The organism is Athalassotoga sp. (genome assembly GCF_049965695.1).
In the GTDB taxonomy this organism is placed as follows: Bacteria; Thermotogota; Thermotogae; order Mesoaciditogales; family Mesoaciditogaceae; genus Athalassotoga.
In genome coordinates, this window is the sequence record NZ_JBMFWB010000003.1 from 95,220 (window position 1) to 112,786 (window position 17,567).

Below are 17,567 nucleotides of genomic sequence, written 5' to 3' on the forward strand. Positions count from 1 at the left end.
TCTTTTTGTGCTATGATAGATCTTGAAGGGAGAGATTGAATTGAAAGTCGGAGTTGTAGATGCCGGAACAAATTCATTCTTGCTTTTGATGGCAGAAAAAGAAAATTCAAGGATCAATTATTTCTTTGACACATCTACCATCGTTGGACTGGGGCATCTCGTTAATGGGAAAATAAGAGAAGAAAATTTAAAAAAAGCCTTTGAAGTTATCCAAAAATACAAAACACTTTGCCAATCTCACGGAATTGAAAAGATCGCCATTACAGGTACCGAAATTTTCAGAAAGATAGACAAGACCTACTTTCAAAAGATCTCCGAAGGATTCGATGAAATTCGCATCTTGACTGGAGAAGAAGAATCATGGCTTTCTTACAGATCCGTTGTGGAAGACGATAATTTTTCAAATTTAAAAAATCCGCTTGTCATCGATATAGGCGGAGGAAGTTTTGAGATAGCGAAATACACGGAATCAAAATTCAGATTCGAAAGCATACCCATGGGCGCAGTTGTGCTAACCGATCGCTTTGTGAAAGCATATCCGGTTGCACATCAACTCGATGATGTTGACGATCAGTTGAAAGTTTACCTTTCTTCAATCCCATCAGGACCGATTGTCTCGGTAGGAGGCACAGGAACAACCGTTGCAAGCATAATAGAAGGAAGGTCATTTGATCCTACGGTTATCCATGGAAAATTTCTCAAGATCGAGGACTTAACGGAACTTGTTGAAAAAATGAAGAAAATGAGTTTGGAAAAGCTTTCAAAAATAAACGGCATGGAAAAGGGAAGAGAAAAAATAATAATTGCAGGACTGTTTTTGATCGTTGAAATTTTGAAATACTCACATGCCAGCGGTCTTTACATTTCCGTCAGAGGTCATAGGTATGCGGTGGCAAAGGATATGCTGGATGGTGCGAAATGATCGTGGTAAAATTAAATAAAAGAGGAATGGAAAAGATTCTAAGGCATCATCTTTGGATCTTTCTGGATGAAATAAAAGCGGTTATTTCCGATGAAATGTCTGGAATAGCGAATTTGTTTTACGATGATAAATTTGTCGGCAAAGGACTTTATAACGGTAAATCAAAGAATGCCATCAAGATTTTAACGCTCAAAGATGCAGAAATAAATACCGAATTCTTTGAAAAAAGATTTAAAACGGCGACGATGAGAAGAAAAAATCTTTCTCAATACAGACGTGAAATCAATTCAGAAGGTGATTTAATACCCGGCCTTGTGGTTGACAGATTTGGGCAAACGCTGGTAATCCAAATCAGATCTTTAGCGCTTGAGAAGATGAAAAATTCCATAATAGATGCACTTGTTAATGTTTATTCTCCGAATTCCATCTACGAAAGAAGTGATTTTGAATCACTTCCAGAAGAAGGATTATCAAGAAACAAAGGATTGCTTTATGGGAAAGCGCCAGTTACTCAGATTGTAGAAGAAGACGATCTTAAATTTTTAGTCGATGTTGTAAAAGGACAAAAAACAGGTTTTTTTTACGATCAAAGAGAATCAAGGGAAATCGCGAGAAAATTGGCATTTGAAGGGAAAGCACTCGACCTTTTCACATACACAGGCGGTTTTGCACTTAATCTCGCTAAAAGTGGAATGGATGTGGATGCCGTCGATATATCGTCACAGGATCTTGAAATCGGTCATCAAAACGCTGAAATGAACGGTCTAAAAGTCAATTTCATAGAGCAGGATGCTTTTGACATTAAAAATCTTGATCTTTACGATCTCATAATTGCCGATCCGCCTTCGCTTATAAAAAGAAAAGCGGAAAAAAACAAGGCAGTTGATTTTTTCTCGGAATTGACCGATCAAATCATCGATCATCTGAAAGATAAAGGATATGCATGTATTTGTTCATGTGCTTACAATGTAAATGCTGAAATGATCGAAAAGATCGTTATGAACTCTTCGACAAAAAAATCTGTAATCGTAAGACCTATTTGCTGGACAGGGTTGCCCATCGATCATCCACATTTACTCTCAATGCCCGAAACGAATTATCTCAAGTGTTTCTGGTTTGAGAAAGCGATTGGCATATAGCGCAGGGCAGGATGTCCTAATGGCAGGTAGCGTGTGGCTCGTAGCACATAGAAAAGAGATTAGAGATTAGAGTTTAGACATTAGAGATGGTTCGTGACGCGTAATCTGTAATCATACTGCTCGTTCTTCACTACTCACCGATCACCATTTTAGGGTGTCTGTCGGAGCCCAGACGCAAAAGCGCAACACATGGCCAATAGAGTATAGAAAAACATATAACAGGTGAGTGGCAAACATAAAAGCAACAAAAAAGGGTGCCAATATGGCAAAAATTTTGCTTGTTGAAGATGACAGGACAATAGGAGAGATACTTTCTCTTTATCTGGGTAAACAACATGAAGTTGTGCTTGTTGACGATGGAATAGAGGCGGCTAAAATTGTAAAAGAAGACAATTTCGATCTTTTGCTGCTTGATCTCATGCTTCCGGGTTTAACCGGAGAGACCCTTGCTCAGTTGGCGAGTTTAAAGGGTATTCCATTTATAATCGTAACCGCAAAAAATTCCGAGGAAGACATACTTAACGGCCTTAAACTTGGTGCGATAGATTACATAACCAAACCTTTTTCGCCAAGAATTTTGGTTGCAAAAGTAGAGAATTTTTTCAGCCGTGACTCTAAAACATCCAAATTGAATTTTCACCTTAACGAAAGAGAACTCGTAACAGATAAAAAAAAGGTATACCTTACTCCCATCGAGGCTAAATTGATCAACTTCATGCTCAAAAATCGCGGGAGCATTTGCAAAAGAGAAGAATTGCTCAGCATCGCATGGGAAGGTAAAAGATCTGAAAGGATAGTGGACGCAACCATAAAGAACTTAAGAAAAAAACTTGAGGGCAGTGGAATAAAGATAAAAACGGTGGTGGGTCTTGGCTACACGATCGAAGAATCAGAAATTATCAACTAAATTCATCTTATACGTTATAATACCTGTCGCAATAATGGGCATTTTAATGGCCTTTGCCGAGCAAAGAATTTTTGAAAACAGATTTGAAAATTTTGCAAGGGCCCAATTCATAGGTAGAGATTTTTACGGAGTTAGTCCTTATTTTTCCGAACAAAGGCTAAAAAACATAAATGACGTAAAACGTATGACGATGGTAGAGATAGTTGTCTCATTTGTCTTTGCGTTTGGTACTTCTTTGGCGATCTCGATCATTTTGGCAGAGATCTTTCAGAGCAAAATTTCTCAATCTCTTAAAGAACTATCAAATGCAATCGAAATCATACAGTCAAACGAGAAGCCAGATTTTTCAAACGTTGCTTTCTCTTCTGAGATATCAGATCTCGCAAAAAAAATAGAAATACTTTCTGAAAAATTATCTGAAAGATCTATGGCAAGAAAGGCAATGACATCAAGTGTTTACCATGAAGTGATGACACCACTTGGTGTTGTCAAAATGGAACTTGAAGCATTAAAGGATGATGTGATACCGTACGAAAAACCACTTGTTGATAAAATGCTGATAAGTGTCGATCATATCTCCGAGGTGCTTAAAGATCTCAAAAACATCGAAGGTGATGAACTTGCCTATTCCCGAGAAAATTTTGATGCCGGAGAAGAAACGGAAAAAATATTCAAATCTTTTATGGCAGTATTTGAATCGAGAAATATAACTTTCAAAACTCAATTTGAAAATGTTCAGATAAATGCCGATAAAAGAAGGTTTAAACAGGTGATCTTCAACTTGCTTTCCAACGCGGCAAAATACACTTCGCAAGGTGGCATGATCAAAATCAAAACCGGAAAAGCGGGAATAGAAATTTCGAACACCTTTAAAGGGAAATCTCCGGAAAAATTGGATTATGGAACGGGTTTGAGATTTGTAAATAACTTTTGTGAGTACCACGGATTTGAATTTTCAATCAAAAAAGTTGACGAAAATGTCGTGGCTTTAATTGAATTCAAAGGTTGAAACACACGATCGTTGAACATTTTAACCAAAAAAATGTTATCATTAACTTTGTAACAGAGTGTCCTCTGGAGCGTGAAAATGGAAAAACCAAGGTTTTTTAAAACGATGCCTGATTACAAAGAACTTGTCATTTTGTCTGAAATAGATGAAAATTCAAAAACAACTCAAAAAGAAATCGCCATGAAATGTGATATAACTCCTCCAATGGTCAACAAATACCTTGCAATTCTCGAATCTAAAGGTGAAATTGAGATCAAAGGGACAACGACTCGAAATACGACGTATCATCTTACGCCTGAAGGCAAAAACAAACTGATGATTTTGAACATATCTTACAGCAGAGAAATTCTAACGATGTACAAAGCATCAGAAAAAAATTTTGAGCCCGTCTGGAATCATCTGATTTCTGAAAGATTAAAAAAGATACTGCTTTTCGGTGCCGGAGACATCGGAGAAATGGCTTTAGAGATAATGGAAAGTCATGGCATCGAAATTGCAGGGTTTATAGATGAAAATTCAAAAAGAGTGGGAAATAAAATACAAAGGTTCACAATAAAATCCGTTAACGATTTGAATGAAATTGATTTTGATGCCATCGTTATAACTTCATATCGTCACGGTGTTGAAATGGCAAACAGGATAATTTCAAAAACAGAAAAACCTGTGTTCATTTTCTTTCTTGAAAATGGAGTTACATATCTTAAACTTGTCGAAAGGACAAATAAAAGGGAGGGTAACTGATGTTAGGATGGATAATTGGAATTGCCGTGGTTGTCATTTTGGTAATCATCGCGATATGGCTGATCGCGGCTTACAACTCTCTTGTAACTCTTAAAAAGAGAGGACAAAATGCATGGGCGCAGATAGACGTTCAACTCAACAGACGTCACGATTTGATTCCAAATCTTGTTGAATCGGCAAAGGGATACATGAAATACGAACAAGAGACGCTTCAAAAAGTCATAGATGCGAGATCGAAGGCTGTAAGTGCCGGAAATGTCAAAGACAAAATAGACGCTGAAAATCAACTCACGGGTGCACTTGGAAGATTACTTGCCGTATTTGAAAGGTATCCGGATCTAAAGGCAAATCAAAATGTTCAGATGCTCATGGAGCAATTGACAGATACGGAAAACAAAATAGCATATTCGCGACAATTTTACAACGACATAGTAACAAGATACAACACAAAAACGGCCGTTTTCCCATCAAATATCGTTGCTAATCTTTTTAAATTCGAGGAAATGACTTTGTTCAAAGTTGAAGAAGAAGTTAAAGTCGCACCAAAAGTAGATCTTAATTTTTGAATTGAAAAGGAGGCATAAACAATGTACGTAAAGAGTACAAAAGATATCCTTGACAAGGCTAATGCCGAATATTACGGAGTCGGAGCATTTAACATCAACAGTTTAGAGTTTTTGGCTGGAATTATAAGTGCGGCGGTTATAAAAAGATCTCCTGTCATAATTCAGGCAAGTGAAGGGGCCATGTCTTACGCCGGAAACGGTGATTTTAGGAAAGGCGCGAAAGTGCTTGCGGATATGGTCAGAAGATATGCAGATAACATCTCAGTTCCAGTGGCACTTCACCTTGATCACGGCCATGATCTCGATCATGTGCTTGCTGCCATAAGGGCAGGATTTACATCGGTCATGATAGATGCATCTGCAAAACCTTTTAAAGAAAATGTCGAGATCACATCCGAAGTTGTGAGAATTGCACATGCTGCCGAAATTTCAGTTGAGGCAGAACTCGGGAAACTTGTGGGCGTCGAAGATAACGTTTCCGTTGCCGAAAGAGATGCGACTTTGGTCGATCCGGATGAAGCAAAAATTTTTGTCGAAAAGACGGGCGTGGATTTTCTTGCGCCGGCGATCGGAACAAGCCATGGTGCCTTTAAGTTCAAAGGAGAAGCGAAATTGGACTTTGAAAGGTTGAGAAAAGTTAAACAATTGACCAAGATTCCTCTTGTACTTCATGGCGCATCGAGTGTCCTTGAAGCGGATGTCGAAAAAGCCAACTCTTACGGAGCAAAAATAGAAGGTGCAAAAGGAGTTCCGTTTGATATCCTCAAAGAAGCCATCAAATACGGTATAAACAAGATAAACACGGATACAGATCTGAGAATAGCGTTTATAGCAGAACTTAGAAAATCTCTTCATGAAAAACCATCGGATATAGATCCCAGAGATTTCTTCAAGCCTGCGATAGAGGCTGTTAAAAATGTAGTTGCCCAGAGAATGGATATACTTGGGTCATCCAATAAAGTTTAATCGGAGGTGTTTGAATTGAAGATTCTCGTGATCAACGCTGGAAGTTCATCATTGAAATACCAACTGTTTGACATGAAAGATGAAAGTGTCTTATGCAGTGGGATAGTTGAGAGGATAGGATTAAATGGTTCAAGATTGGTACACAAAGCACAGGGTAAAAAATACACGATCGAGAGTGCCGTCAAAGATCACAAAATCGCTTTGAAACTTGTACTTGATATCTTAATAGACAAAGAAAAAGGAGTTATAAAATCCATGGACGAAATAAATGCCGTCGGTCATAGAGTCGTTCATGGCGGAGAAACTTTTTCAGGATCGGTACTTATAGATGAAAAGGTCATGAAGGCACTCGAAGACAACATCGAACTCGCTCCTCTTCACAATCCACCAAATATAATGGGAATAAGAGCGGCAAAAGAGTTACTTCCAGACGTTCCTCACGTTGGCACCTTCGATACCGCTTTTCACCAAACATTATCAAAAAAAGCCTATCTTTACGCGATACCTTTGAGATATTACACGAAATATAAAATAAGAAGGTATGGTTTTCACGGTACATCTCATTTTTACGTTTCGCACAGAACGGCCGAAATTTTGAACAAACCCGTCGAAGAGATGAAAATAATCACGTGCCATATAGGAAATGGCAGTTCCGTTGCGGCCGTCAAATATGGAAAAAGTGTCGATACATCTATGGGATTCACGCCACTTGAAGGGCTTGTCATGGGGACAAGATCAGGAGACCTTGATCCGGCAATCGTTACATTTTTACAGGAGAAAGAAAATTTATCTTACAAGGAAATAAACAGCATCCTTAACAAAGAAAGCGGTGCTTTTGGCCTTTCAAACGGACTCAGCAGTGATATGAGAGATATTGAAAATGCCGCGCTTGAAGATCACAACGACGCTGCGAAAATGGCTCTCGATATATACGATTATAGAATAGCAAAATATGTCGGAGCATACGCTGCGGCGATGAACGGTGTTGACGCCATAACATTTACGGCCGGTGTGGGAGAAAATTCTGCGTACACAAGGGCTGACGTGTGCTCTTATCTTGAATTTCTTGGATTAAAAGTAGATCCGAACAAGAACAACATTCGCGGAAAAGAGGCAATAATATCAACAGACGATTCTAAGGTAAAGGTACTTGTCGTACCTACAAATGAAGAACTTGTAATAGCGCGTGATACACAAAAAATCACGCAAAACATAAAAAAATGAGGAGGAAGTCTCATGATTCTGATGAAGGGAAAGAGCATAGTAAGCATTGACGATTTGACGATCGAAGAATTAAATCAATTGATCGACACATCGATCCGGCTTAAGGATGAACTTTACAGCGGCGAAAGAAGAGATGTGCTTTCAGGTAAAACACTCGGCATGATCTTTGAAAAACCATCTTTAAGAACAAGAGTCGCCTTTGAAACCGCTATGACTCAACTTGGCGGTCATGCGATATATTTAGGACCTGACGATATAAAACTTGGCAAACGTGAAACGACGGAAGACATAGCAAAGGTTCTGTCAAGCATGGTGGATGTCATCATGGCAAGAGTTTTTGCACACAAAACGGTTGAGGATCTTGCTAAATATTCGCGTGTGCCTGTTATAAACGGACTTTCAGATTTCGAACATCCCACCCAAATTGTCGGTGATATGGTAACTGTCAAAGAAAAATTTGGATATTTCAAAGGATTAAAATTTTCCTTCATCGGAGATGGCAACAACGTCGCAAATTCGATAGCGTTTGCCGGTGCAAAATTGGGAATGCACGTCGTCGTTGCATCACCAAAGGGATATGAACTTCAAAAGAAAGTTGTTGAAAGATCTCTTGAAATAGCGAAGTTGACGCAGGCCAAAGTGGAAATCACAAATGATCCATCTTATGCCGCTAAAGATGCTGATATAATATACACAGATGTTTGGGCTTCGATGGGACAGGAAAGCGAAGCCGAAGCAAGAAAAAAGATATTTGCACCATATCAGGTTAACGCAAAAATAATGAGTCTTGCGAAACCGACGGCGATTTTCATGCATTGTTTACCTGCCCATTACGGAGAAGAAGTTACAGAAGATGTTGGACATGGCGCTCAAAGCGCAATTTTTGAGGAAGCCGAAAATAGACTCCATTCCATAAAATCGATGATTGTTCATACAACAAGATGAGTTGGACGTTTTTGTTCCAAGATAACATGAGATAACACGATGTATCAGTAGGAAAGTACCATTAAAAGTGATTTTTTGTCTTTAACAACTCTTTATTGCTTATAATCGCCATAAATTAGGTATATGTTAAAATGAAATTTGGTTTATAATTGTTTCAAGCCTAAAAGGAGGCGATACCATGCAGGAAAAGAAAGAAAAGAAACAGGAAAAAAAGCCAGATAAGAAAGAGAAGAAATAAGTAACCGATCAATGAACCAAAGTCCCTTCTCGGATCGAGAAGGGATTTTTTAGTTGTGACATGCTCCCACCACTTATAGAAGTGAGAGAATTCTTGCTTAAAAGGACGTTAAAAGATGACGAATATTCTGTATTCTGTTCTTATGATAATTTCAATGACTTTTTCTGTACGTGCGAGTAACAACATGCTCGCAACAACCATTCCTTTACTTGTGAAGTACAATCTCGGTTTCAATGAAATACTTATAGGTTTGATATCCGCGGTATTTTCGCTATCCACCTTTTTCATGAGCGGCTTTGTAAATGCAAATTTGAAATCGAAGGAAAGAAGAGTGCTTTTTATATTTTCATCAATAGTTTACGCTGTACTTTTCCCTTTCTTTTCAATGGTAAATTACGTGAGTGTATGGATACTTTCAATAGCCACAGGTTTTGTGCTGGGCGCTTTGATGCCAAACATCATAACTTCTTCGAGCCTTTACGAAGACAAAAAGGTAAGGGAAAGGATTATTTCCATATACACTTTAACTTTAAGCCTTTCACTTATAATAGGGCCAGCAATTGAATCGATAATCTTGACAAAATTCACGCTAAGACAATCTTTTATCTTTTTTGCCATTTTCGGAGTTTTGGCGGCAATAACTTCATTTTTCATAAAATTTCCTGAAAAAGAATCTGAAAAAGTCTCTTCAGACAGAAGAACGCCAATCTTCAAAAACGCTGGATTTCGCGCATCGGTGATAAACAATCTCATATACAACGTCCCATTTGCAATGATAACGGTCTTCGGGGGTATTTACGCAAAAGAATCATTCCATGTCAGTTATTCAATCGTTACCATTCTTTTCTCCCTGTTTTTCTCCACATCATTTTTAAGCAGACTCATTTTCACAATAAAGCCTCCAAATAACCTGCCTTTTCAAATGATCATGTCAGCGATTTTAACCGCTTTGGGGCTTTCAATACTTGTTTTATCTAACAACATCGTCATTTATGCCGTTTCTTTTCTTATTCTCGGCATTCCACACGGACTAACTTATCCTTTATCACTGGTCGCAATTACAAGGGCCTTCCCTCCAGAACAGAGAAATAAAGCAAACAGTTACTTTTTTTCGGTGTTAACGGCAATAGGAACATTTATACCGATTCTTTTCGGGGCTGTGATAGAACTTTTGGGGATAAGATTGACATTTGCCATTATAATACCTTTCGTTCTGATTTTCTTGATCTTTTTGAGAAAAGAAACATCGCGAATGAAAGCGGAGATACCTTAATTGTGCCGTCGAGTGGAAGTGTCTCTCTCCAATTTTAGGTGCAGGTTTGTTTTCTCTGCCATATCTTTGTCACCGTTGTGATAAGATCTAAATAGGTGAATTATGAAGGATATATCTGGGATAATTCAAAAATCCGAATATTTTTCCGGTTTGAATGCCGAAATGATGGGAAAAATAGTTGGCATTTCTCGTATCGTAGAAATTAAAAAGGGTGAAATACTTTTTTCTCAGGATGATTCGGGCAAAAACATATACATGGTCTTAAGCGGCAGGATAAAGATTTTCAAATTGAGCACTGCTGGAAAAGAGTTCATCATAAAGATATTGAACCCCGGAGAATTGTTCGCTGAGTCTTTACTCTTTAAAGAAAAATTTTATCCGGCAAGTGCTCAGGCCATGGAGCGCTCAAAGGTTCTCGCGATCGACGTAGATCAATTTGAAGAACTTCTCATGAAAAACAATGCCATAGCCGTAGAAATTATAAAAAACGTAACTTCCCGGCTTTCTTACCTATCGCAGCGTTTTGAAAATCTAATAATAGGAAATTCTTTTATAAAGGTGGCCTTTTTCCTTTTAGATCTTGCCTATTCGGATGGAACAAAAGAGGGAAAAAATATCAAAATAATCCTCAACATGAACAGAGAAACGATAGGCAATATGCTTAACCTTTCGAGAGAAAATGTGGAAAGAACTTTGAAATATCTCAAAGACCAAAATCTTATTTCGCTGAGTAAAGATCATGTAACGATAATCGATATCGACAAATTGAAAGAGATGGCCATGAAAACATGAGAAGGGCAAAAGCCCTTCTCATTTTCCCTGCATCATCATTTCAAGGTCCGAATCGACATTTCCATTCGGCTTTATCTGGAACTTTTCGACGAGCACATTCAGGATATTCGGTGAAACAAAGGCTGGCAATGTTGGACCTAAACGTATATTTTTAACGCCGAGAGAAAGCAGCACATTCAAAATGAATGCGGCTTTTTGTTCGTACCATGCAAGATCAAAAGAGATCGGAAGATCGTTGACGCTTTCGGCTCCAAAGATTTCAGCAAGTTTGGAAGCCGTTGCTATCCATGTATATGAATCGTTGCATTGGCCTGCATCCAAAATCCTCGGAAGTCCTTCTATCTGTCCGAGATCGAGTTTGTTGTACCTGTATTTTGCGCATCCGGATGTAAGAATTACGGTATCTTTTGGGAGTTTTGTCGCAAGCGTTGTGTAATATTCGCGTGATTTAAACCTTCCGTCGCATCCCGAAAGGACGAAAAATCTCTTTATCTTTCCATCTTTTACCATCTTTGCTATCATGTCTGCCGCTTCAAGGACGGTATTTCTTGCGTATCCTATCGGAATCTTCCCACTTTCGATCTGAACAGGGCCTTTGCCAATCTCGAGTGCCATCTTTATCACGGCAGAGAAGTCCTTATGATCTCCTGTTCTGTCAGGTATATGTCTGACATCTGGCCATCCAACAAGACCTGTCGTGAAAACACGCCATTTATAACTTTCAGAAGGCGGGGTCAAACAGTTGGTCGTCATTATTATCGGACCGTTGAAACTTTCAAATTCTTTGTTTTGCATCCACCATGAATTTCCGTAATTTCCAACAAGGTTATCGTATTTTTTGAAATATGGATAAGCATTTGCCGGCAGCATTTCTCCGTGCGTGTAGACGTTAACACCCGTCCCCTTCGTTTGATCGAGCAGATCTTCGAGATCTTTTAGATCGTGACCGCTTATAAGTATCGCAGGTCCTGGCTTTACTCCTATGTTCACCATTGTAGGTTCCGGATTACCGTAATGGGAGGTATTTGCCCTATCAAGCAATTCCATTGCTTTAAGTCCGACTTTTCCAGTCTTTACAACGTAATCGAACATCGTTCCGACATCTTTTACACTTACGCTTGCATCTAAAGCCTCTTCGACGAATGCAAAAAGTTCATCGTCTTTGAAACCAAGAATGTAAGCATGATCCATGTAGGCAGCCATGCCTTTAAGACTTATTATCATGAATTCTCTTAGCGATCTGACATCCTCGTCTATTTTGTCTGAAAGAATCCCAACATCCGCGCCCTTTGAAAGAAGAGTTTCTTTTGAAAAATTGGTCACCTCCCAGTTGGCGCAATCGGGAATATCCGCTTTGAAATCCTTTGAATATCTCTCTTTGTAAGCATTAAGAAATCTTCCCTTTAGATTGTCTCTTATTTCGAGATCCTCTTTTATGTATTCGATGAATCTTGAAGGATCGAAATTGACATTTGTCACCGTTGCAAAAAGACCCCTTATGACGGCAAGATCGGCTTTTTCATCCGTGAGACCTAATTTTCTCGATCTCGAAGCCCAGAAAGATATGCCTTTCAGAGTGTATATAAGTAGATCCTGTAAGGTTGCAACGTCGTCTTTTTTGCCGCACACACCGACCTTTGTACAGCCCTTTCCATTAAGTGTTTCCTCACACTGATAACAAAACATTCATAACACCTCCTCGATTTCACATATATTTTAACACCTGTTGCTAAAAAGAACTGTGATTTTTATCACAAATATTACGTTAAAACCTCTTCAAAGGGTTGTAAAAAAAGTCCTTTCTCAAAACGAGAAAGGACTTTCTGGGTGAAAAATCACTTACCTGTAATGTTTTTCTATCAAACCCGTTTTAAAATCAATGATTTCCTGTGTGATCGTGGGTTTATATGTGGTATCCACGTAAGCACTGATGAAAATATACCTTGTGTAATTTCCGTTTGCCGATACAGATACCACTATCGGAGATGTGGAAGATGGGTAATTGTAGTATCCGTAAAAATCACCTGGAGTTATCGAATTTGTGTGATCGAAATCCTGCCATGCGTAAAGTTTATAAGTTCCGGGAGGACATTCTATCGTATAGTCTCCATTCTCTTGGACGTAAGTCTCGGTTGCCGTGTTATTTGTAGATGTATCTACTGCAAAGACTATCAATGGTTCCCACGAACTCGTGTATGTCAGGGCTTCATAGGGATTGATCAGGCCATAGCCATAGTAATTGTCTTTTCCGCTCGATCCAAGATCTATCGCGGTTGAATGTAAAATCGTTCTTATCAAAGAATTTCCCGTTATTCCCTTTGACATCATCAGGGCTATAAGACCCGATACATGTGGAGCCGCCATAGAAGTGCCGTACATGTAAGCATACGTACGGGTATCTGACGATGTTGAATAGTATGTGCTAAGTATCGGATAAGAGGCATTTCCTCCCGGCGCAACGAGTTCAAGGTTAGAACCATAATTCGAGTAAGAGTTCCAGACGTTGTTTTTATCTACCGATCCCACTGAAATTACGTAGTCGTTGTAAGCCGCAGGATACAAAAGCCCGGAAGTTCCGTCGTTTCCGGCGGATGCGACTATAAGAATGTCGTTAAGGTAGGCATATTTGACGGCATTGTAAAGTGTTGTCGATGAACTTTTGCCTCCCAAACTCATGTTTATGACCTTTGCGCTGTGTTCGACTGCGTAAATTATTCCCTTTGCGATGTTACTGTAGTAACCGTCTCCATTTTTGTCAAGTACGCGAATTGCCAAAATTTTTGTGGAATAAAGCCCTCCCCAGTTCATGCCGGCAACTCCCAGGGAATTGTTAGTTTTTGCGGCTATTATGCCTGCAACATGTGTTCCGTGACCACGCTCATCGAAGGCATATGGATCGTTATCGACAAAATCGTAACCGCAGTTATTACTGACAGCCAAATCTGGATGATAGAAATCAACCCCGCTGTCAAGAACTGCAACGTATATCGTGTTCATTCCGCTTTCAACGCTCCATGCCTGCGGCATGGAAAGATTTGACATATTCCACTGGTAAGAATAGTAAGTGTCGTCGGGAACAGTCGCCTCCGATGCTATGTAATCGGGTTCGGCGTATTCAACATTTGAAAGTTGGGAGAAAAAATTCACCGCTTCTTCAACCGGACAATCAACCTTTACAATCGTGAAACCGAAAATACCGTCTTTAGAATGAAATTCTTCTTTGATCGAGAATTTGAATGGGGCGGATATTTTTTCGATTTCATTCTGTGCGTAAAGATTGTTTTTGAATTTAACTATGATCTCATCCGTTTTATACCGTTCTTCTGATAAATTTTTAGTTTCAACGATTGGAAATTCCGCAGACTGCGTAAAGGCGGTCTGACCCACGTAGGTGCTTACCTTTCCCGATACGGTTGCAGGCCCAAGAGGTTTTTTACTCACCACATCGCTCCAGGTAATTCCAAATTGGTTTTTTGCTCCCACTTTGTAACTGTAAGTGTAATTGTAATTCAAATTCGTGTGGTTATAAGAGGTTGAATTTTGAGGAAGAGAGACAAGACTGTAAAAGTTGGTTCCATCAACGCTGTACTCGATTTCGTAAGAAGATTCATTTGAGGCATTATCCACCCACGTTATCGATATACTTTTATAACCGGAAGTTAAAGATACATTTGTGGGTTTTGACGGAGAAAGCAGAAAACATCCTGACAAAACAAGAGAAAGAAAAATACCCACCATGCAAAGCAAAAGCATCTTTTTCATATTTAACCCCCCTTCGATTTTTTTCTACCCCCATAGAGTCTCTTTGCTTTGATCGTTTCATTTATTTTCACTGATGTCAAGTTATAAAAATGACAAAATAAATTGAAATATGGTGATTTTAACAAGTTAAATGATTGAAAGTCCTAATACCTCATTTTATCTTAGAATTTCTCGATATATCTTTTTCTCTCTGAAAAAATGAAACCACATGGTTAATTTTCTTGACATATGTATATACATGTGATAAAATTTTAAAGGTGATGCCAATGAGAAAAGAAGAAAGAAGAAGAAAAATACTCGATTTACTCTCAAAATCAGATTTAGAGATCAGCGGAGATCAACTTGCTAAAGTTTTAGGAGTTACAAGGCAAATAATCGTTCAGGATATAGGCGTTTTAAGATCGATGAATTACAACATAATCTCGCTGGCAAGGGGATATAAGTTAATAAAAAAGAATGACGGCATAAAAAGAATAATCGTGGTCAAGCATTCAAAAGAAAAAATAAAAGAAGAATTGATGTGCGTTGTTCAAAATGGCGGAAGAGTTTTAGACGTCATCGTTGAACATCCCGTCTACGGCGAACTAAAGGGAAACATCAACGTCTCAAATGAAGATGAGGTTGAGAAGTTCATTGGAATGATCGAAACATCCTCGGCTATGCCTCTTTTATCCCTTTCAAATGGGGTACATCTTCACACCATAGAGGCAAAGGATGAAGAGACCATAAAGCGCATAATATCAATTCTTGACAAAAAGAAATTCATCTTGAAATAGGAGGATAAAGATGAAAATAGACCGTGTCGTTGATCTTTATGTGTCTTCCAAAGTTCAAAGGTCTCTGCTTCTGCTTTTCTCTCTTGCATGGATGGCCGATGCTGCCGGAGTCATGATGATGACATTCACCTTAGGAGGCATTTCCTCAGAATGGCACCTTTCGATATTTCAGTCAAGTACGATTGCGAGTTTGACCTTTGCCGGCATGCTTTTGGGAGCGATAAGTTCTGGTTTTGTTCTTGATTTGGCGGGAAGAAAATTTGCGATGAATCTTTTTCTTGCTTTTACGATCTTTTTTACGTTCATAGATGGATTTTCGCCTTCTCCCCTTTTCTTCGGAATTTTTAGACTTTTGTCAGGCATAGGATACGGAGGTCTTATGCCTTCGGTCAATGCCTATCTTAGCGAGAGCACGTCTATAAAAATAAGAGGAAGGTATCTCGTTTTGTTAGAGTCAAGTTGGGCGGTAGGCAGTATTTTAATTGGTTTGTATGCAGTTACATTCGGATCGGCATGGAGAAGTGTGTATTACTCAATTTTAGTTGCATCTTTGATCTTCATACCATTTTTGAGGATAAAAGAGAGCCCACGCTACGTTTTTTTGAAAAAGGGCAAAAAGGGTCTTGAAGAACTTTTCGGTAGACGTATAGAGGAAGATATAGAAACGATAGAAAAGCCTGTAGTTCCGGTTAAAGCCCTCTTTGGGAAAAAATATTTTAAAAGCACTATTCTTGTATGGTCATCGTGGTTTACCATAAGTTTGATATATTATGGCTTGTTCACATGGCTTCCAAAGATTCTTTCCGCATCCGGAATACAGGCAAATGCATTGTGGTTTACGTTTTTCATCTTTCTTGCACAACTTCCGGGATATCTTAGCGCTGCCTATTTCATAGAGAAGATAGGAAGAAAACCTTCTTTGATTCTCTTTTTTGCGGGAACGGCCGTTTCGTCTCTCATCTTTTCATTTGTCACAAACATTTATACGCTTATCATTGCCGGATTGGTAACAAGTTTCTTTTGCATGGGTGTATGGGGCCTTATCTACGCTTACACACCGGAACTTTTCCCGACATCTTTCAGGGGCAGCGCAAATGGATCTGCCGGAATGATGGCAAGAATTGCCGGCATAATAGCGCCTTATTTTGTGGCCGCCTTTTTCGGGACCAACGTTTTACACGCTCTGATATGGTTTTCGATTTTAGCCTTTTTAATGGCCTTTCTGACCGCATTCCTTGGCAGAGAAACTAAAGCAGAAAATATAGAATAAGCCCCTTAAATTGCCAAGGGGCATTATACTTAACTCAACGAATGTTTGATCAATGATCGGTGAAGCGTGAGAAGTGAACCTATTTTAATTGACAGTTATCAATTGAAAATTGTCAATTCTTGCTATACTTAAATAACTTTAAAAGTCGAATGTTCATTTAATTTAAGCGGAAGGCAGGATGCCCTCGAGATGGCCTTCGCAGCGGAGCGAGGACAGACATCGAGTGGGGCACCTGCCGGAGCGATGATTCATTGAAACTCTTAGTATAATTAAATCATGTATTCGCTGTTACTTCAACGGCATCTAATTTTTCAACTGCATCGAATCTGCACACTTCATAGCAACTTCCGCACTTTATGCATTTCTCCTGATCTATCGTGTGTACTTTCTTTATCTCGCCCGTTATCGCTCCGGTAGGGCACGCCCTCGCACACGCCGTGCATCCCGTGCATTTGGCAGGATCTATCCTGTACGCAATTAAAGCCTTGCACGATTTTGCAGGACATCTCTTCTCTTTTACGTGCGCTTCGTATTCGTCTCTGAAATACCTTAAGGTGGATAAAACAGGGTTCGGCGCAGTCTGTCCAAGTCCGCAGAGGGCGGTGTCTTTTATTGTGACCGCGAGAGTTTCAAGTCTTTCTATGTCTTCCATCGTGCCATTGCCTTCAACTATTTTATCGAGGATGCCGAGCATCTTTCTTGTGCCTTCTCTGCATGGCGTGCATTTGCCACAAGATTCGTCCGCCGTGAACTGCAAAAAGAATCTCGCCACATCTACCATGCATGTGTCTTCGTCCATCACTATCATTCCGCCAGAACCCATTATCGTTCCTAAACTCGTCAATGAGTCGTAATCTATCGGCGTGTCTAAATATTCCTCCGGTATGCACCCTCCAGATGGCCCTCCGGTCTGGACTGCCTTGAACCGCTTTCCGCCCGGTATCCCTCCGCCTATATCAAAGATCAACTCTCTCAGAGTCGTGCCCATCGGCACTTCCACAAGTCCCGTGTTGTTTACCTTCCCAACTAACGCGAAT

At 39.4% G+C, this 17,567-nt stretch carries 16 protein-coding genes; 13 read left to right on the forward strand and 3 right to left on the reverse strand.

Features of this window, described 5'->3' with window-relative positions; translation table 11 throughout:
- Nucleotides 1-40 precede the first annotated feature (40 nt).
- The 11 genes from ACP5NR_RS01830 to ACP5NR_RS01880 all read left to right on the forward strand — a co-directional run bounded on the left by ACP5NR_RS01830 (nt 41) and on the right by ACP5NR_RS01880 (nt 10,722).
- Nucleotides 41-922: a hypothetical protein gene (locus ACP5NR_RS01830; protein WP_428004512.1), complete on the forward strand. Its 882-nt coding sequence runs from the start codon at nt 41-43 to the stop codon at nt 920-922.
- Nucleotides 919-2,061: a class I SAM-dependent rRNA methyltransferase gene (locus tag ACP5NR_RS01835; protein WP_428004513.1), complete on the forward strand. Its 1,143-nt coding sequence runs from the start codon at nt 919-921 to the stop codon at nt 2,059-2,061. Before ACP5NR_RS01830 ends, ACP5NR_RS01835 begins: the two co-directional genes overlap by 4 nt.
- A 226-nt stretch (nt 2,062-2,287) precedes the next feature.
- Nucleotides 2,288-2,968, forward strand: coding sequence for a response regulator transcription factor (locus ACP5NR_RS01840; RefSeq protein WP_428004514.1), 681 nt, complete (start codon nt 2,288-2,290; stop codon nt 2,966-2,968).
- The gene (locus ACP5NR_RS01845; RefSeq protein WP_428004515.1) at nt 2,931-3,977 is read left to right on the forward strand and encodes a sensor histidine kinase; all 1,047 of its coding nucleotides are present in this window, start codon (nt 2,931-2,933) and stop codon (nt 3,975-3,977) included. The genes ACP5NR_RS01840 and ACP5NR_RS01845 overlap by 38 nt, the downstream gene beginning before the upstream one ends.
- A gap of 78 nt (nt 3,978-4,055) precedes the next feature.
- On the forward strand, nt 4,056-4,718 hold the full coding sequence (locus ACP5NR_RS01850; protein ID WP_428004516.1) for a winged helix-turn-helix transcriptional regulator: 663 nt from the start codon (nt 4,056-4,058) through the stop codon (nt 4,716-4,718).
- Nucleotides 4,718-5,284, forward strand: coding sequence for a LemA family protein (locus ACP5NR_RS01855; protein WP_428004517.1), 567 nt, complete (start codon nt 4,718-4,720; stop codon nt 5,282-5,284). The genes ACP5NR_RS01850 and ACP5NR_RS01855 overlap by 1 nt, the downstream gene beginning before the upstream one ends.
- A gap of 21 nt (nt 5,285-5,305) precedes the next feature.
- Nucleotides 5,306-6,250 (forward strand): class II fructose-1,6-bisphosphate aldolase, encoded by a 945-nt coding sequence (gene fba / locus ACP5NR_RS01860; RefSeq protein WP_428004518.1) that lies wholly within the window; start codon nt 5,306-5,308, stop codon nt 6,248-6,250.
- A gap of 15 nt (nt 6,251-6,265) precedes the next feature.
- Nucleotides 6,266-7,474, forward strand: a complete 1,209-nt coding sequence (gene ackA / locus ACP5NR_RS01865) for an acetate kinase (RefSeq protein WP_428004519.1) — start codon at nt 6,266-6,268, stop codon at nt 7,472-7,474.
- A 12-nt stretch (nt 7,475-7,486) separates the two neighbouring features.
- Nucleotides 7,487-8,419 (forward strand): ornithine carbamoyltransferase, encoded by a 933-nt coding sequence (argF, locus tag ACP5NR_RS01870; protein WP_428005861.1) that lies wholly within the window; start codon nt 7,487-7,489, stop codon nt 8,417-8,419.
- Between the two features lie 353 nt (nt 8,420-8,772).
- Nucleotides 8,773-9,930: an MFS transporter gene (locus ACP5NR_RS01875; RefSeq protein ID WP_428005862.1), complete on the forward strand. Its 1,158-nt coding sequence runs from the start codon at nt 8,773-8,775 to the stop codon at nt 9,928-9,930.
- A gap of 102 nt (nt 9,931-10,032) precedes the next feature.
- A complete protein-coding gene (locus tag ACP5NR_RS01880; protein ID WP_428004523.1) occupies nt 10,033-10,722 on the forward strand; it encodes a Crp/Fnr family transcriptional regulator in 690 nt (229 codons plus the stop codon).
- Nucleotides 10,723-10,740: 18 nt separating this feature from the next.
- Here the strand turns inward: ACP5NR_RS01880 and hcp are convergent, their stop codons facing one another.
- A complete protein-coding gene (hcp, locus tag ACP5NR_RS01885) occupies nt 10,741-12,408 on the reverse strand; it encodes a hydroxylamine reductase (RefSeq protein ID WP_428004524.1) in 1,668 nt (555 codons plus the stop codon).
- A 153-nt stretch (nt 12,409-12,561) separates the two neighbouring features.
- Nucleotides 12,562-14,484, reverse strand: coding sequence for a S8 family serine peptidase (locus ACP5NR_RS01890; protein WP_428004525.1), 1,923 nt, complete (start codon nt 14,482-14,484; stop codon nt 12,562-12,564).
- Between the two features lie 260 nt (nt 14,485-14,744).
- On the opposite strand from ACP5NR_RS01890, the gene ACP5NR_RS01895 reads away from it, so the two are divergent.
- Together ACP5NR_RS01895 and ACP5NR_RS01900 are read left to right on the forward strand one after the other, a co-directional pair.
- Nucleotides 14,745-15,260 (forward strand): transcription repressor NadR, encoded by a 516-nt coding sequence (locus tag ACP5NR_RS01895; protein WP_428004526.1) that lies wholly within the window; start codon nt 14,745-14,747, stop codon nt 15,258-15,260.
- 10 nt (nt 15,261-15,270) lie between these two features.
- Nucleotides 15,271-16,530, forward strand: coding sequence for an MFS transporter (locus ACP5NR_RS01900; RefSeq protein ID WP_428004527.1), 1,260 nt, complete (start codon nt 15,271-15,273; stop codon nt 16,528-16,530).
- 274 nt (nt 16,531-16,804) lie between these two features.
- Here ACP5NR_RS01900 and ACP5NR_RS01905 read toward each other — a convergent pair.
- The coding region (locus ACP5NR_RS01905) for an NADH-ubiquinone oxidoreductase-F iron-sulfur binding region domain-containing protein (protein WP_428005863.1) at nt 16,805-17,567 on the reverse strand (763 nt) is incomplete at its 5' end.

Coding starts and splice junctions, on each gene's coding strand:
- argF (WP_428005861.1), top strand. CDS start 7,487: ATGATTCTGATGAAGGGAAAGAGCATAGTAAGCATTGACGATTTGACG.
- ACP5NR_RS01890 (WP_428004525.1), bottom strand. CDS start 14,484: ATGAAAAAGATGCTTTTGCTTTGCATGGTGGGTATTTTTCTTTCTCTT.
- ACP5NR_RS01855 (WP_428004517.1), top strand. CDS start 4,718: ATGTTAGGATGGATAATTGGAATTGCCGTGGTTGTCATTTTGGTAATC.
- fba (WP_428004518.1), top strand. CDS start 5,306: ATGTACGTAAAGAGTACAAAAGATATCCTTGACAAGGCTAATGCCGAA.
- ACP5NR_RS01835 (WP_428004513.1), top strand. CDS start 919: ATGATCGTGGTAAAATTAAATAAAAGAGGAATGGAAAAGATTCTAAGG.
- ACP5NR_RS01895 (WP_428004526.1), top strand. CDS start 14,745: ATGCCAATGAGAAAAGAAGAAAGAAGAAGAAAAATACTCGATTTACTC.
- ACP5NR_RS01875 (WP_428005862.1), top strand. CDS start 8,773: ATGACGAATATTCTGTATTCTGTTCTTATGATAATTTCAATGACTTTT.
- hcp (WP_428004524.1), bottom strand. CDS start 12,408: ATGTTTTGTTATCAGTGTGAGGAAACACTTAATGGAAAGGGCTGTACA.
- ACP5NR_RS01880 (WP_428004523.1), top strand. CDS start 10,033: ATGAAGGATATATCTGGGATAATTCAAAAATCCGAATATTTTTCCGGT.
- ACP5NR_RS01900 (WP_428004527.1), top strand. CDS start 15,271: ATGAAAATAGACCGTGTCGTTGATCTTTATGTGTCTTCCAAAGTTCAA.
- ACP5NR_RS01850 (WP_428004516.1), top strand. CDS start 4,056: ATGGAAAAACCAAGGTTTTTTAAAACGATGCCTGATTACAAAGAACTT.